Consider the following 15,751-nt stretch of genomic DNA (forward strand, 5'->3'; position numbering starts at 1 on the left):
TGCCGGCTAAAATGGTTCGTGGCCGAAAGGATAACGATGAAAATAATAAAACATAACTTGATAAATTCCTATTAGTAAATTATTTTTAAAAAAATTTGTAAATAAATGAACTTTTTCCCAATTAATTCGTATAACAAGTAAATAAAAAATTAAGGGGGAAAAAGAATTGATTAATAATGTCACTAAGTCAATTGGCAAGCTAATGCTGGCCGGGTCACTTGGACTAACAGGAGCTGCAGTCAGCTTCTCAGTATTAGAACAGCATGTTAGTGCAGAAACAGCGGAGGTTATAAATTACACACAAAAAGCTAAGGAATTTGTTGCAGTTGCAGAAGCGGAAAAATGGGAGGATGCCTACAAGCTTCTTAGCAAAAATCTTCAATCCTCTTTAACTTCAAAGCTTTTACCGCAATTTTACTCAGGTTTAACTGCACCCTATGGAAAGGTTTCAGAAACAAAATTCAAAGAATTAAAGAATGATGGAGTACATACAATGGCATCATTTTCCGTGACAGCAGAAAAGGGCAGTCTTGAGCTTGTTGTGCGTTTAACTAGGGACGGTAAAGTGGATGACTTTTTCTATGACCTTCCTACTAATCCCGCAAGCTTCTTAAACCCGAAGTATAATCATCCCGAGAATTATTCGGAAAAGCAAGTTGTCATTGGTGAAGGAACATTTTCTTTGCCTGGAACACTGACGGTTCCAAAGGGGGAAGGACCCTTTCCTGTTGTTGTGCTCGTTCACGGTTCGGGAGCACATGATCGGGATGAAACGGCATATGTAAATAAGCCGTTCCGTGATATAGCAGTGGGGTTGGCGAACGATGGGATAGCGGTTCTCCGTTACGATAAACGGACAAAGGTCCATCCTATTAAATCCAGCCTGGCACATAATTTTTCCATTCAAGAGGAAACAGTAATGGATGCAAATTTGGCTATGGAAAAATTAAAGTCACTTCCAGAAGTAGATTCCAGGAATATTTTTGTTTTGGGACATAGCCAGGGAGCATTTGCCCTGCCGCTGATTATTGAAAACGATAAGCAAAAGGTTATTAAAGGAGCGATCGGGGTTGCAGGACCTCCCGGCAAATTCCAGAACCTATTGCTCTGGCAAATGGAGCAGCAAGTAAAAAGAGCAAAACAAATGAATCTTCCACAAGAGCAAATACAGGCTGCAAAGGAGAACCTGGCATTTTTCCAGGAACAAATCGGGTTAATAAACGATCCCCAATACTCAACAGATAAGTTCCCGGCGAACTTTAAGCTTCAAAACCCATACTGGTGGTATGATATCCGAGATTATGTCCCGGCAGAACTGGCAAAAAAGCAGAATGTGCCAATGCTTCTTTTACAGGGCGGTAAAGATATGCAGGTAGAACCATCGCAGCTTGATGTATGGAAAAAAGAGCTTGCTAACCGGTCTGATGTGGATTATAAACAATATCCTGACATGTTCCATATGCTGATCAATTATCCTGGGGCAGTAAATGGCATGACCGAATATATGACGCCAGGCAACGTACCAGAGGTATTTATGTCGGATATCGCAAAATGGGTTAAAACGGGAACTGTAGGGAACGGAAAGTCAGATCTATCTGTTTATACTGATTACAATCCAAATATGTATTGGTCAGATGCATTTGCCTGGGCGATAGACAAGAAGATTATTTTTGGCTATTCAGGCGAAAAAAAGCTAAAACCATCCAAGGCATTAACTGAAAGCGAGTACTTAAGAATATACCTTCGTTATTACCTGGGATCTGAGTGGAAGGATGAATCTTTAAAGTCCGTTTATACCCAAGCAAAAATGCTGGGTCTTCCGGTCAAGCAGAAACAAAATGCCATCTTGTCCAGAGGGGAAGCGGCAGTATTACTGGCAAAAGGCTTTACAAACAAAAATATGACTGAAAAACAGGCTGTCCAATGGCTGTATGATCATAATATTGCCAGCGGGCATAAGGACAAGGACGGAAATGTTTTGAGAACGTATGAATCTTTTAAACCGAACGATTTGATTATAAGAGCGCAGTTAGTCGTTATGCTTAATAAAATTGATTTAATGCAAAAATAGACATTGGTAAGCTCTGTGAAGAATGAGTCACAGAGCTTTTTGCATTTCCTAAAAGTTTATCTTCCGTTCAATACTCATAACTATGTTCTGTAAACTAGTAAATAAGTCTTATTTCTCCAAGAATCTACAAAAATTCCATTTATAGACGCCTTTTAAACTATTTATTTGCTAAAATAGAAATATACTGTCATTTTGTCAAATTGTTGTAGGTGTAATAGTTTCTAGTAAGTCTTGGTGAAAAAGATAAAGTTGAAAGGAAGTTATTCATGAAAAAAATTAGTACTCTCCTTCTCAGTTTCCTGCTGATTATTTCTTTATTGCCTGTCCGTTCAGCGCATGCGGATGATATTACCGGAATTGCTCTTGAAATGGAAATGAGGGCAATGGTAGAGAAGGGAGTTATTTTCGGATATGGACCTGGAAAATACGGTCCGCATGATGATGTTTCAAGAGGACAGTTTGCTAACTTTATAGCCCGTGCCCTGCAGCTGCCGGAGGGACAGCCTAAATTTAAAGATGTGCCGGTAACTTCAAGTCTGGCTCCGGGAATTTACTCAGCAGTGGCCGCGGAAATTATCACCGGTTATTCTGATGGGACTTTTAAGCCGGATGATCCGATCACCCGCGAACAAGTGGCCAATATGATTGATAAGTCACTAGATTATCTAAAGGTGCCCAAGCAAAAAGCAGCGTTAGCGTTTACTGATGAAAAGCTGATAACTTCTTCTATATCGCGCAGTTCCATCGGGAATATGGTAGCGCTTGGAATTATTGCAGGTATCCCTAATTTGGACAGCGAAGGAAATCCTGTTGGTACTTTCCGCTTTGATCCAAAGAAAACAGCAACCCGTGCCCATGCAGCTGCTTTCATTTACAGAATGCTAAAGGCTGCAGAAGAAATACAGGAAGAAGAAGATCCGAGCCAGGGAACAGATCCCTTCAAAATCGGAACGGTGGATGCCCAAGGGAATTTAACTGTTGACGCAAAAACTTATAAGACATTTGATGCAGCAATTTCAGCACTAACTAACAGCAATACCCAAGTTGTAATGTACAATGATTCCATTATTAAAATGAAGTCAGGCGTTGCTGTTGCTAAGCCTGCCGTAGGAACTGCAGCCGCAGTTATATATGAATCTGATATGAAAACGATAATGATGCCTGTTGCGACAGGAGGCGCTGTTCCGACGACTGAGATGGAATACATCAGGTCCGATGATGAGAAAATTGAAGTCAAGGTTGCGGGCAGACAAGGCTTTGTGAAGCATACAAATGCCTATCTTGTTCCTGCTGCGATGATGAAAGGCAGATCCTACTATTCTGTTAACAGTGCAGGCGAACTTGTCCACAATATATATGATATTAATAAAAACACTTATAGTGCTTATACAACTGGAGTTGCCCCTTCATTCCTGAAGCAGGGCACGAAATACATTAGCTGGGATGGCAACACATTTAAAACAGAAAGCGGTACTGTTGTAGGGACTGCTTATCAGTATTTTAATATGCTTCCAGCCCGTGCCAAAACAAATTACACAGCAGCTGAATTAGACCAATATATCAATCAGGCGCTTGCGGAAAGAGAAGCTTTATATAGGTCCAATCCAACAGCCAATGTACGCTATAAGGATGCTGCAACTAAAAGTAAGCTGATTGGAATTGGTCAAACCTTAAAGGCAGCCGAGAGCAAGTATAAGGTTAATGCTCTTCTAATTTTAGCCATGGCACTGCACGAAAGCGATTTTGGTATGAGTGCTCATGCTTTGACCATTAACAATATTTTTGGAATAGCGGTGTATGACAGCAGTCCGGAAGAGGGCGCGCAATATGCAACTGTTGAAGATTCCATTAATAGCTTGATGAACAACTATTTGAACAAAAATTATGTCCCAATCCCTGCAAGCGGAATTGCTTACCAGAATGGCAGCTCGCCAGGGAACAAGAACAGAGGTATAAACGTCCGATATGCCGCTGACGCTTATTGGGGCCAAAAAGTTGCCGGCCATATGTACCGCGTGGATAAAGCGCTGGGCGGAAAAGACTTCTTGAACAATCCGGCTCCTTATAATGTCGGCATTACAAATATCGAAGGCCTAAATGTCCGGATGGGCGCCGGCACTTCCTTTGAAAAGCAATTCACCTATCCTAAGCCAGGCTATCCTGTAATCATTGCTGGAACAGAGAAGGCTTCGAACGGTACTAATTGGTACAAGATTATCTCAGACAGCAACAACAACGAATTTGCTTATGTAAGTGCTGAGTATGTAGATAACATTACGATTGCTAAATAAAACAGCAGCCTCCCATTTTAATGGGAGGCTTTTAAATTGTTTGTAATAACCTAATAAAATGTTTGTAATAACCTAATAAAAGCTTTTGAATCTAGTGATTCCAGTAAAAAGTACTCCCGCTATCTGTTTCTTCCTTGGCTAATGTTTCGATAGCTCTATGGTCATTACTGTTTGGTCTCAAAGATTTAAATGACAATAACTCAGTCAATGTGTGATCGTCCGCTTTCTTTAAGTTCACTGTAGAAGAAGGCTGAGTGTCAGGCTGACCTGCAGGTTTGTTTACAATAGTAACTATGGCACCAAGTGGAACCGCAGCAAAGAATTCCTCAATATCCTCATTTAACAGTCGAATACAGCCCTTTGATTCATTCTTTCCAATACTTTCTTTATCGTAGGTTCCGTGAATGGCATAAGTACTGTTGGATAACTCCAGGCCGCGCGTGCCATAGATTCTTTTGGAGAGATGATGATTAGGATTTACAACCCGTTTTTTAATTGTAAATAAACCTTCAGGCGTAGAATTTTTTTCGCCTAATCCCACATTATACGTTTTCAGTTTTGTATCCCCCATATTTAAGGGTATGATGGGCTTTTATAATTTCGATATTTATCGGCTCAAACGGACAGGACTTTTGGCAGCTGTTACTGTTTGGCACTAATATTTCTTCTATTAAGCTATTTAATTGATTAGGGCTAAGTTCTTTTAGAGGTTTGTCTATCGAGTAGGGATTATAAACCCAGCCCCCAGTGCTATCTTTTGTTGAAACTTCTTTATTAGTAAAATGCCTTTGTTCTAACGGGATAAATGATAAGTAGTTGTTAGGGTACGAAGCTGCCAAATCAGATAATGAGCCTGGGAGTTTTCCTTTATCTTCAACGTATTCGAGAATAGCTGTTCTTAAAATATTTAGGGGCAGTCGATTTTCTGAATCTGTTGTGACGGTAAGCTGTTTGGGAGAGGATATTTTCTCCTCACGGGAGGTGTATTGAGGTGGTATAGGATTTGGGATGACGGATTTGTGGTTAGAAGAGCTTCTATTCGGATCTTTTCTTGGATCTTCTGTTAACTGATTTGAGTAGAATAAACCATCATTCATTGCGTATTTACCGCTTACCAATAGCCCTGGTATGAAGATTAACAGCAGCAGCAGTAATAGTAAAGGAGCTAACATTATCCAATACGGTTTACCGTTGGGTTTCGTTCTTTTATTAGAAAGCTGCTCTTTAATTTCAATTAAACGTCTGTATTCCATTTCATTTACATGCTCCGGTGCAAGCGGACGAAGTTTGTCATAAAAATAAATAGCCTTAATGAGGTGTTCCGTTATTTGATTATTATCACTTTCGGGCAGGAATGCCTTTTTGTTATATTTTTTTGCAAGGCTATAAAGAAAAGTCATATCTTCGGGAAAACGAATATGCATTTTTTCTAAATAGTACGGGTCAGCTCGGGTAATTCTTTCGTCCGCTGAATACACAACGCCGTCTGGAAGCAGTAATATCCTAATTCTCATTAGCCTCCTCCCCCCAGATAAGTTTATGAGGTTTCTACATTTGTTATGTTATTAAAAGGTTAGAAGATCTGTACCTTTTTCTCTACAGTGGCGGAACATTTATCACTCAGGTTCTATACTGCGAATAACGGGAGCTATTCAAAAAAAAGGGGCATTAAAGAGTTTTTCACTGATGATGAAGGGGATGGGGGTTGCTATTAAATGGCACTGTTCAAATCCAAATAAAAAGAAGCCTGGAAAATTTCCAAGCTTCTTTAGAATTATCACGCCACCGCTTTTTTCTTTTTAAGGATGTTTAGTAAGCGTCTAAACCCTTGCCGGTAAAATATATAAAGTGCACCTGTGTAGAGGATAACTCCTAACGGGACCAGTATTGCCAGCTGGAACAGCGAATAGAATCCGCCAATAGGCGTATATTCCTTTAACAGCCAGATAGGGACTGTCATGATTAAGGTTGGCGGTATGACTCGAATGAATAAGGTAAACAGCCGGGCAACTTCCTCTTTTGGGAATTCCTTATAAACGACTACAGATGAAACCACCAGATAATATACAGATACTATTGAGCTGGTCAATGCCAATCCGGTATAGCCGAACCGGTCCACTAATAGGAAGTTTAAAAGAGCATTTACTGCGATGGTAGTAACACTAATTCGAAAAATAATCGCCGTCTTGCCGCGGGCATACATGGATTTTGACGTAATAAACTGCAGCCCCTGGGTCACTATCATAGGCAGATAGAAGACGAGGGCAAGATAGGTATTATACGAATCCTCCGCTGTATACTCGCCGCCCTCATATACGAAGGCAATTGCTGCGTCTCCGACCACCAATAACCCGGCAGCGATCGGCAGCAATGTCACAAGGGAAATTTCCATTCCCATAAAAACAGTCTGCTGAAACTTTTTCATATCATCAACCTGCTCAGATAGCAGGGTAAAGATGATCGCTGCAATCGTGGTCGCATAAATTGCATTCGGAATGCTAACGAGCAGGGAAGCGTTGTTCAAGTAAGTTACCGCACCCTCAACAGTCCCAGATGCAAAGATTTTGTTCACGAACATATTGATCTGACCAACTACGGAGTTTAACAGGGAAGGGATAATTAACACGATAAAGACTTTTCGGAAATCCTTTTCAATCCTCAGATTAAGTCCCCAGCGGAAACCGCTTTTTTGCAGGTAGTAAAATTGAATAATAATTCCTAATACCGTACCAAAGACGAATCCGTAAGCTAAGCTGTAAATTCCCCATTGATCAGAAAAGATAAGCGCAAACACCGCACCCATCAACGTGGCAAGTATTTTAGAAATCTGAGCAGGAACAAAGATCCGCCTGCCCTGCAAATATGACTCCAGAATCCCGTTCAGCGCAATCGCACTCATAAAAATGAAGAAAACTCTTGTGATTTTTACGGCAACTTCCTCGGTGAGTGGAGTCATGTTGCCGAAAATAAAGGGAACAAAGTATGGAACGAAAATGGCTCCTACTAAAGAAATGATCAGGAACAATAAAACGGTACTGTTCATGACTCCATTTGCGTTCTTCTCCGTTCCTTCAGCGTCTTCTTTTCTGTTTTTTACATATAGCGGCAGGAAGACGTTATTGAAGCCTCCGGAAATCATTGCTACCACAAGGGTAATAAAAGAAAAGGCAAGCAAATAGCCATCTGTATGTTCGGTAGCTCCAAACTGACGGGCGACAATACTTTCCCGTAAAAAACCGGATAATTTTAAAACTAAGGCCAAAAGCGTTATCCAGATGGCCGTTTTTTTGAGTGTTGACATTCTGACACCTCTCTTAATGAGGGAAATAGGCATTTCCTTGAGGAGAAGCCCTAATCATTTAACCGAAAATGCGTTAATTTTTCATGAGTTCTTCTTTAAACCCCGAAGTTTCGGCACAAGCGTTTCCTGCCAAAGCTGATACTTTTAATCCAATTTGTTTTTACTGTTTGAAAATCAATTTACTGTCCAATTCAAGGGAATTACTGTCCAAAACGAGCAATTTACTGTCCGAAATAGCCAAGTTTACTGTCCAAAACCGGGATTTTACTTGCCAAAACTTTGGTCTATAGTCAAGCAGGACAAACTATTGCCAATCTGTCAGCTTACCTGGCAAGCCGGCATCTTACTAGCGGAAAGGGCCAAAATCCAAATTTACTCTCCAAACCCGAAGCTTTACTCGCCGAAATATTAATTTTACTCGCCAAAGCGAACAATTTGCCTTTACTTAAAACCATTATAAAAAGCAAGGCGCGTTCCACGCCTTACTTTTATCTCAAAGCGCTTTTATAGATTTCCAGATATTTTTCCGCGGCGGCGATGTGGGAGTATTCTCTTTCAATTTTCTCACGGGCTTTTGCTGCCATCGCCTGTCCCTCGTCAGGATTGCTAAGCAGCTTGATAATCGCATCCCCTAATTGCTCTACATTCTTTTCTTCTACTAAAATGCCGTCTTCGCCGTTATTGATAATTTCCTTTAAGCCGCCGACTGCACAGGCGACTAATGGCGATCCTGAGCCCATCGCTTCCAGTGCGGAAATTGAGGTAGCTTCCTCTACGCCAGCGGAATGGACGCTTGGCACGAGCACAACGTCAGCAAGAGCGTAATATTCCTTTACCATGTCATGAGGCACGGCGCCAAGCAGGGTAACATGGCCATCAAGCTGTTTTTCCGCAACGATTTCTTTAATTTGAGCGAGCGCTTCGCCGCTGCCTGCATATATTAATTGAGCGTTTGGAAACTTCTCGAGCACCATTGGAAGAGAAAGGGCCGGGTAGATAACGCCGTTTTTCTTTGTTAGCCTTCTCGGAACAAAAATAACCGGAGTATCCTCTGATATACCGTGCTTCCTGCGATACTCATTCTTTTTTCCAGGATTTGGCTTAAACCCGACTGTATCAATGAAATTCCGAATCGCTGTTCCTTCAACACCGGAAAGGTCCTTAACATAATCACGCAAGCGCTGGTCAACGGTAATGATTTTCCGGGTGCCCTTATAAGCCTGGATTTCAACATCCTGCATGTACTTGGCTTCCGCACTGCCTTCGTCAAGGGAGCCCTTGCTGATTGATTCAAAAGTCATATAACCATGTACAGTTGATACCGTCGGAATCCCGCTTTCCAAAGCAGCTAATGTAGTGAATGGATCCTGTGCATTAATGACATCATATTGCTTTGTCTTATTTTTCTCGATTAAAGCCTGCAGAAATCTTTTTCTCATCTGATGGCTCCAGATAATGCCTTTGCCTTTTTTCAGCTTGTTCAAAAGAAAGCTTGGGCCCTGGGCCAATATTTTTCGTGAAACAGGGGAAACATCCGAGAAAGATAGAACATCCACTTCATTTCCTAATGACTCCAGGCCGGCCTTCAATGTGGCAACATGTGTGGATAGGCCACCTGCATGCGGATAATCATAGGCTGTAGCAATTAATATTTTCATTTGTTTGCTCCTTTTCGTTTACGATAGGAAGTTTTGTTTTAATAAATCAATATTGCGGACTGCTTCCGCTCTCATAGACTGAGCATTAGCCTTTACAGTTTGGCTGTAGGATTCCCGCTCGTCCAGCAGCTTAATGGCATTGGCTGTGAGCTCAGGTACATTGATATTTTCCAAGTCTGCGGAAAAATCCCACATACCGCTGCGCTTTAGCAGGCTTTCTACCTTCTTATCATAGCTGAAGCCGATATGAGGTACCCCCATTAATGTTGAAAAAATAAGAGCATGCAGACGCATTCCGATCGTCATCTCGCACTCGCCAATAAAATTCAAATACTGGTTCGGAGTATAATCAGTGCCCAGCATAAGGCATTTATCTCTGTACTTCATATGTGACATAACCTGTTCACTAGCATTCTTATCGTGATGTCCCTCCATTGGAACGAATACCGGGGTCACGCCGCGTTCTGTGATCAAGGTATCCAGAATCTGGGCCATTTGCTCAAACTGCTTAACATGCTCAAACCACGGACGTACAGAAACAGCTACCAGTTTTTCACCGCCGTTTAAAGGAAGAGAAGCTTTAGCTGAATCATCCTTTTTTGGCTTGAAGGCAAAGACGATATCAGAGGTGACCACTGTTTCAGGTTTGGTAACACCCAGCTTGTGCAGCAAGTCTTTAGAATACTGATCCCGGACGGTGATGAAATCAGCCAGGTTAGCCAGCTTCATCAGTGTCTTGCCCCAGCCTGAGGTAACCGGGCCGATTCCCTGTGAGAAGAACATAACTTTAGTCCCGCACATCTTAGCAAGCATGACGATTAATAAATAATACGGAAGCGGCCCGAATAAAAATTTGGTAGGATATGCATCCTGTAAAAGACCGCCGCCCCCGCTGATTAACAAATCGGCCTCTTTCAGTGCCTTCATTTTACCTTTGTTATCATGGCGCCAGGCCCGATAAACACTTTTAACATTATGCGTTGTGGCAGTTTCTTCTGGAGAAAGCGAAAAAACGGTAATATCCGGGGAATCCAGACCGTCACGCAGGTTATCTATGATTGCTTCCAAAATCGCTTCATCGCCGGTATTGCCCAGCCCATAAAAGCCAGAAATTACAATTTTCAAAAAGAAGTTCCTCCTCTATGTAAGTGTTCAATTGTGTTTGGTTAATAAGGTCCAACACCACCGGCCATAAAACCGGGGTCACGTGCCGAATCCTATTAAAGTAGTCTCTTAGAAGGTCAACTTAGCTGTGCTGTGACAACCTGAGTCCTTTTGTCAGGCGGCCTGCAAACCTTCATTGTATTTTACCATTCCCTCTCGACCCTATCAACGTTATTAATGCATGACTCTTCTTCTTCTGATATACTAGTTGAGATATTAGCAAGATGCAAAAAAATATTATTAAAAGTAAGTGAGGTCCTTGTTGCATGAAAAAGATTTGTGTTATTGGATTAGGTTATATCGGATTGCCTACCGCATCCGTCTTTGCCAAGGCCGGATATGATGTTCTCGGTGTTGATGTGAATAAAAAGGTTGTCGAACTGCTAAATAAAGGTGAAATTCATATAGAAGAGATTGGCCTGCCGGAAATGGTAAGAGATGTTGTGGCTGCAGGGAATCTTAAAGCATCTGTAACACCTGAAAAAGCAGATGTATTCATTATTGCCGTTCCTACTCCGATCCACGAGGATTATACAGCTAACGTTGACTATGTGAAGGATGCCACAAAAGCAATCGTGCCATTCATTGAAAAAGGCAATGTTGTAATCGTGGAATCTACCATTCCGCCACGGACAATGGATGATGTTGTGGCACCAATACTGGCGGAGGCTGGAATCGATCCATATAAAGACGTTTATGTGGCACATTGCCCGGAACGCGTGCTGCCTGGTCGAATCTTGATTGAATTAATTGAAAACACTCGAATCGTGGGCGGAATTACACCGGTAGCAGCTACAAAGGCTGCAGATGTGTACCGTGCAGTGGTAACCGGCGATGTAATTGAAACAGAAGCTGTTACAGCAGAAATGTCTAAGCTGATGGAAAATACCTTCAGGGACGTAAACATTGCATTGGCCAACGAGCTTGCAAAAATCTCAGCAAGACTTGGAGTCAACGCACACAATGTGATTGAGCTTGCCAATAAGCATCCGCGTGTAAATATCCACCTTCCTGGACCAGGCGTTGGCGGTCACTGCCTTGCGGTTGATCCTTATTTCATTATTGAAAAGGCTCAGGAAGAATCTCCGTTAATCGCGGAAAGTCGCCGCATCAATAACTCTATGCCTGATTTTGTAGTAGAGCAAATCGGACGCTTAACAGCTGAATTGAAAAATCCGGTTTTAGCGGTTTGCGGTTTGACTTACAAGGGTAATATTGATGATGTTCGTGAAAGCCCGGCGATTGAAATTGCCGAAAAGCTGCTGGCTGATTCAAGATATGATGTCCGCATCCATGATCCTCACGTAAGGGATGAGCAGGTGCCGTTCAAGCTGACAACGCTTGAAGAGGCTGCAAAGGATGCCCACCTATTGGTTATCCTGGTTGACCATGCTGAATTTAAATTAATGGATGAAGGCATGCTAACTGAAAACATGAAGACTCCGGTCATTTTTGATACAAGAAATTGCCTGAAGGTAGCGGATGACACCCAATTAACAGTTCACCGCATCGGCGATTTAACGAAATTATCAGCAATCCAGGAAGCTTCATTGCTGTAAACAAGGAAGATGAATGTGCAGAAAGAAACTTACTTCGGCGTTGATGTATCAGCTTTAAGCTATGACGAAATATTGGGTGATTTAAAAAACCGCATGCAGCAGGATTTGAAATCCACGATTATAGCGGTAAATCCGGAAAAAGTTATCAAAGCTGAACAAAATAGCGAGCTTAGAGAACTTATCAACTCGGCTACCTATCAAATTCCTGATGGCATTGGAGTGCTGCTCGCTTCTAAATTAAAAGGCGGGCGCATTTCCTCCCGGGTAACCGGTGTAGATATGATGGAAAGGCTTCTTGGCTTTGCTGCAAACGAGGGATACCGGGTGTTCCTTTACGGAGCCAAAGAAGAGGTGGTCTCCAAAGCAAAGGAGAACATCATGGCCAAGTATCCGGGGATTACTATTGCCGGATATGAAAATGGCTATGTACAGGATCCTGATCAGGTAATCAATAAAATCAATGAAGCGAAAGCGGATATTCTTTTTGTTGCGATGGGAAGCCCGAAGCAGGAGCTCTGGATCCGTGAACATATGAACAAGATGGGTGTGAAGGTGTTCCAGGGTGTGGGCGGCAGCTTTGACGTTTTCGCCGGCCATGTAAAACGGGCGCCATTATTTTTTAGAAAGCTTGGCCTGGAATGGTTTTATCGTCTTCTTAAAGAGCCAAAGCGCTTAAAGCGCCAGCTGGCATTGCCAAGATTCCTGCTTAAGGTGCTTTTCTCAAGGTAGCCTCGAACCAAATTAAAATAATCGTATTTTATCGAAGGGCTCGGCCATCGCCGAGTTTTTTGCCTGTTTAGAAAATAGTTATTTTTTAACATACAATACTGTCTAGCTTCAGCGTCCAGCCCTTGAGTATAGTGAATAAAGGCCGTCACAACCCTTTGTCAGGGCAAAACTGGACGCTTACGCTTTTCTATGGAGGTCTACTTATTATGAAGATCTTACATGTAATTAGCGGAGGGGAAACTGGCGGGAGCCGCAAGCATGTGAATACGCTTTTGGAAAAATTCCCGCAGGAGCAGGTTTGCCTGCTTGTTTTTCAGGAAGGGGCCCTAAGCAAGGAAGCCAGGGAGGCTGGCATCCGAGTTGAATTGCTTAAACAGAGTTCCCGCTATGATCTATCAGTCCTAAAAAGGTTGGCCAGCTTCATAAACACAGAAAAATTTGATATCGTCCACTCCCATGGTCCAAGAGCAAACCTGTTTTTGTCTTTTATCAAAGCGAGAATCTCCGCTGTGTGGGTTACAACCATTCACAGTGATCCGACGCTTGATTTTATGAAACGCGGTATTAGGGGCTATGTATTTACAAAGTTAAATTTATCAACATTGAATAAAATAGATTTCTTCTTTGCTGTTTCGGAGCGCTTTAAAGAAAACTTAATGAAGCTGGGCATTCCTTCAGAGAAAATCCAAACGATATATAATGGAATTGATTTTTCTGAACCATTGGAACCAAACAGCAAAATAAGAGAAGAAATAGGTCTAACACAATCAGATTTTGTAATGGCAATGGTCGCTAGGCTGCATCCGATTAAAGGTCATGATATTGTTCTTCAAGCTCTAAAACAAATAGATAAGCCGGATGTTCACCTTTTGCTTGTCGGTGACGGCCCGATTCGTTTTGATATTGAACAAATGGTGTCCAGGCTTGGATTGGAAAAGCAAGTGCATTTCCTCGGTTTTCGTAAGGACGTAAATGAAATTTACAGCAACTCCAATGTTGCCTTGCTTGCTTCTCAAAGTGAAAGCTTTCCGCTTGCACTGCTTGAGGCTGCCAATCAAAAACTGCCAATCATTACAACCGATGTAGGCGGTGTCCGGAAATTGGTAACTGATCCACAATACGGCTGGGTAGTTGATGTAAACAGCCAGGCCCAATATTTACAGGCCATGCAAGAGGCATATTACCTGCATCAAAAAAAGGAACTTGCCCCGAGAGGTGAGAAGCTTTATAAGCATGCAGTCCAGCATTTCTCACTTTCAAATTTATACAAGCTTACGGAGGAAACCTACAGAAGGCTGGTAAGATAGTGGTTTTTTCCAGTGAGTAAAATACCATTGTCATTTAATGAAGCATCATGTAAGGTAGAATAGTGCTTTTTCTTGTCTGCATATGTCAGATTCAGTGAACCGTCACATTTTCATGTATACATATTAAGGATAATGGCTGTCCTTCATGAATAGGTGAACATATTTAGAGCACAGTAAAAAAAGAGAAGGGAGACGAAGGATGAACGGGAAGAACAGCCTGACTTACGTACTAGTGTTACTGCATTTGTTTTTAGTTCCGATCTTATATTTTAAAAAATATATAGGGCCACTGCCTTTGTCGATAGAGATCATTTTGATTCCGTTGCTTGTGCTGAGTGCGGCATGGGAATTTAAAAAGGGGACAATCAAGCTTAACGATTTGTCCATCAAACCATTTATTATCACCTTTAGCTTATTCCTTATTGCAGCGGTCATCTCCTTAGTGAAGGCCGAAAGCTATACACCTGCAATAATGGAAATTGGACGCTTCCTGTCTTATGTCGTCTTATTCTTAATTGTAGTAAAAGTGCAATTTACGAAAGAGCAATATATAAACTTTGCAAAAGCGTTTGGGGCAGCAGCCCTGATTGTAGGGTTGTTCGGAATTCTACAATATGTATTTAACTTCTCGCTTAACAAAGCAGGATTATATGCGTTAGAAGAAGCAAAGGGCCGGGTTGACTCCACCCTAACAAACCCTAACTATTATTCTTCATTTGTAAACTTTGTTATCCCAATACTATTGCTATTTGCTGTAGTTTACTTTAAAGACAAAAAAACGCAGCTGTTATTTTTCGCGTTTTATTCCATTTACGTTATTAACCTTATTTTGACTTATACAAGAGCAGCCTGGGTAACCATGTTCTGCGCGTTTATCCTGATCATCCTGATCATGCCGAAAAAGTTCTTCAAGAACTTTATTAAACCGCATATTCTAGTTGCCTTTGTACTATTGTTGACTGTTCTATACTGGATGCCTGATGTTCAATCACGGACAAACTCAGCAATCTACGCGATTGAAAAGCTTCTTCCAGATACACCAGGTTCGCCTGATAAAGGCGGAGATGCCGACGAAAATCCAGAAGGTGAAGAGGAACCTGAGGATGAACCCGAAAAAGACGAAACAACGAATCGTGCCGTCGTATCCCGTATCACCCTTTGGAAAACCGGCTGGGTAATGTTTAAAGATAATCCGATCCTGGGTGTTGGAATGGGTAACTATTATGTCCGATACAAAGACTTTGTGGAGAAATACCCTGAGCTCGATATCGGCCATGAAGCATATTCTGTTCATAATTCTTATTTAAAGGTAGCGGCGGAAACTGGAATTATTGGAATTTTATCATTCCTTAGCTTCTATGTAGTGTATTTCTTATATCTAGCCCGTTTGTACTTTAGGCAAAATCTACTTGGACAAGTTGTAGCTGCTGGGGTCTTTGTAGGCAGCGTAACTTTTATGGTGCAAAACCTTTCTAATAACCTGATCTTCATTCCTCAATTAAATATCATCTTCTGGTTAATTGGAGGACTGGCGATCGCCTTCCTGCATCAGAATAAAAAACAAAGCCTGTAAGCATGTGAACGTTCACATGCTTTTTTTGTGCTTAAAAGTAGGTTGTAGGGAATTATTTATTGACCCGGTCCATAGAATGGTTGAGTGAGTTAAAATTA

The 15,751-nt window shown here is 41.7% G+C and carries 11 protein-coding genes; 6 read left to right on the forward strand and 5 right to left on the reverse strand.

Annotated features, from left to right (window positions below):
• Positions 1-166 precede the first annotated feature (166 nt).
• Together CVD28_RS08970 and CVD28_RS08975 are read left to right on the forward strand one after the other, a co-directional pair.
• The gene (locus CVD28_RS08970) at positions 167-2,071 is read left to right on the forward strand and encodes a serine aminopeptidase domain-containing protein (protein ID WP_101592038.1); all 1,905 of its coding nucleotides are present in this window, start codon (positions 167-169) and stop codon (positions 2,069-2,071) included.
• Between the two features lie 266 nt (positions 2,072-2,337).
• Positions 2,338-4,362 (forward strand): S-layer homology domain-containing protein, encoded by a 2,025-nt coding sequence (locus CVD28_RS08975; protein ID WP_101592039.1) that lies wholly within the window; start codon positions 2,338-2,340, stop codon positions 4,360-4,362.
• A 91-nt stretch (positions 4,363-4,453) separates the two neighbouring features.
• On the opposite strand, the gene CVD28_RS08980 is transcribed toward CVD28_RS08975, so the two are convergent.
• The 5 genes from CVD28_RS08980 to csaB form a co-directional block, all read right to left on the reverse strand.
• Positions 4,454-4,903: a L,D-transpeptidase gene (locus CVD28_RS08980; protein ID WP_180954085.1), complete on the reverse strand. Its 450-nt coding sequence runs from the start codon at positions 4,901-4,903 to the stop codon at positions 4,454-4,456.
• 1 nt (position 4,904) lies between these two features.
• On the reverse strand, positions 4,905-5,876 hold the full coding sequence (locus CVD28_RS08985; RefSeq protein ID WP_101592041.1) for a hypothetical protein: 972 nt from the start codon (positions 5,874-5,876) through the stop codon (positions 4,905-4,907).
• Positions 5,877-6,139: 263 nt separating this feature from the next.
• Complete coding sequence (gene murJ / locus CVD28_RS08990) at positions 6,140-7,663, reverse strand: murein biosynthesis integral membrane protein MurJ (RefSeq protein ID WP_101592042.1); 1,524 nt, start codon at positions 7,661-7,663, stop codon at positions 6,140-6,142.
• A gap of 488 nt (positions 7,664-8,151) precedes the next feature.
• A complete protein-coding gene (locus tag CVD28_RS08995) occupies positions 8,152-9,321 on the reverse strand; it encodes a glycosyltransferase family 4 protein (protein WP_101592043.1) in 1,170 nt (389 codons plus the stop codon).
• An 18-nt stretch (positions 9,322-9,339) separates the two neighbouring features.
• Complete coding sequence (csaB, locus tag CVD28_RS09000; RefSeq protein ID WP_101592044.1) at positions 9,340-10,446, reverse strand: polysaccharide pyruvyl transferase CsaB; 1,107 nt, start codon at positions 10,444-10,446, stop codon at positions 9,340-9,342.
• A 305-nt stretch (positions 10,447-10,751) separates the two neighbouring features.
• Between csaB and CVD28_RS09005 the strand changes: the two genes are divergently transcribed.
• The 4 genes from CVD28_RS09005 (at position 10,752) to CVD28_RS09020 (ending at position 15,653) form a co-directional block, all read left to right on the forward strand.
• Positions 10,752-12,044: a nucleotide sugar dehydrogenase gene (locus CVD28_RS09005; protein WP_101592045.1), complete on the forward strand. Its 1,293-nt coding sequence runs from the start codon at positions 10,752-10,754 to the stop codon at positions 12,042-12,044.
• 15 nt (positions 12,045-12,059) lie between these two features.
• Positions 12,060-12,773: a WecB/TagA/CpsF family glycosyltransferase gene (locus tag CVD28_RS09010; protein ID WP_101592046.1), complete on the forward strand. Its 714-nt coding sequence runs from the start codon at positions 12,060-12,062 to the stop codon at positions 12,771-12,773.
• 206 nt (positions 12,774-12,979) lie between these two features.
• Positions 12,980-14,080 carry a glycosyltransferase gene (locus CVD28_RS09015; RefSeq protein WP_101592047.1) on the forward strand — a complete coding sequence of 367 codons (1,101 nt, stop codon included), beginning with the start codon at positions 12,980-12,982 and terminating at the stop codon, positions 14,078-14,080.
• A gap of 199 nt (positions 14,081-14,279) precedes the next feature.
• Complete coding sequence (locus CVD28_RS09020; RefSeq protein WP_101592048.1) at positions 14,280-15,653, forward strand: O-antigen ligase family protein; 1,374 nt, start codon at positions 14,280-14,282, stop codon at positions 15,651-15,653.
• Positions 15,654-15,751: the final 98 nt, after the last annotated feature.

This window comes from Bacillus sp. M6-12 (assembly GCF_002860285.1).
Classification (GTDB): Bacteria; Bacillota; Bacilli; order Bacillales; family DSM-1321; genus Peribacillus.

Bases quoted from the DNA above. Each gene is read 5' to 3' on its own strand.
- CVD28_RS08975 (WP_101592039.1), top strand. From the start codon at position 2,338: ATGAAAAAAATTAGTACTCTCCTTCTCAGTTTCCTGCTGATTATTTCT.
- CVD28_RS08985 (WP_101592041.1), bottom strand. From the start codon at position 5,876: ATGAGAATTAGGATATTACTGCTTCCAGACGGCGTTGTGTATTCAGCG.
- murJ (WP_101592042.1), bottom strand. From the start codon at position 7,663: ATGTCAACACTCAAAAAAACGGCCATCTGGATAACGCTTTTGGCCTTA.
- CVD28_RS08995 (WP_101592043.1), bottom strand. From the start codon at position 9,321: ATGAAAATATTAATTGCTACAGCCTATGATTATCCGCATGCAGGTGGC.
- CVD28_RS09005 (WP_101592045.1), top strand. From the start codon at position 10,752: ATGAAAAAGATTTGTGTTATTGGATTAGGTTATATCGGATTGCCTACC.
- CVD28_RS09015 (WP_101592047.1), top strand. From the start codon at position 12,980: ATGAAGATCTTACATGTAATTAGCGGAGGGGAAACTGGCGGGAGCCGC.
- CVD28_RS09020 (WP_101592048.1), top strand. From the start codon at position 14,280: ATGAACGGGAAGAACAGCCTGACTTACGTACTAGTGTTACTGCATTTG.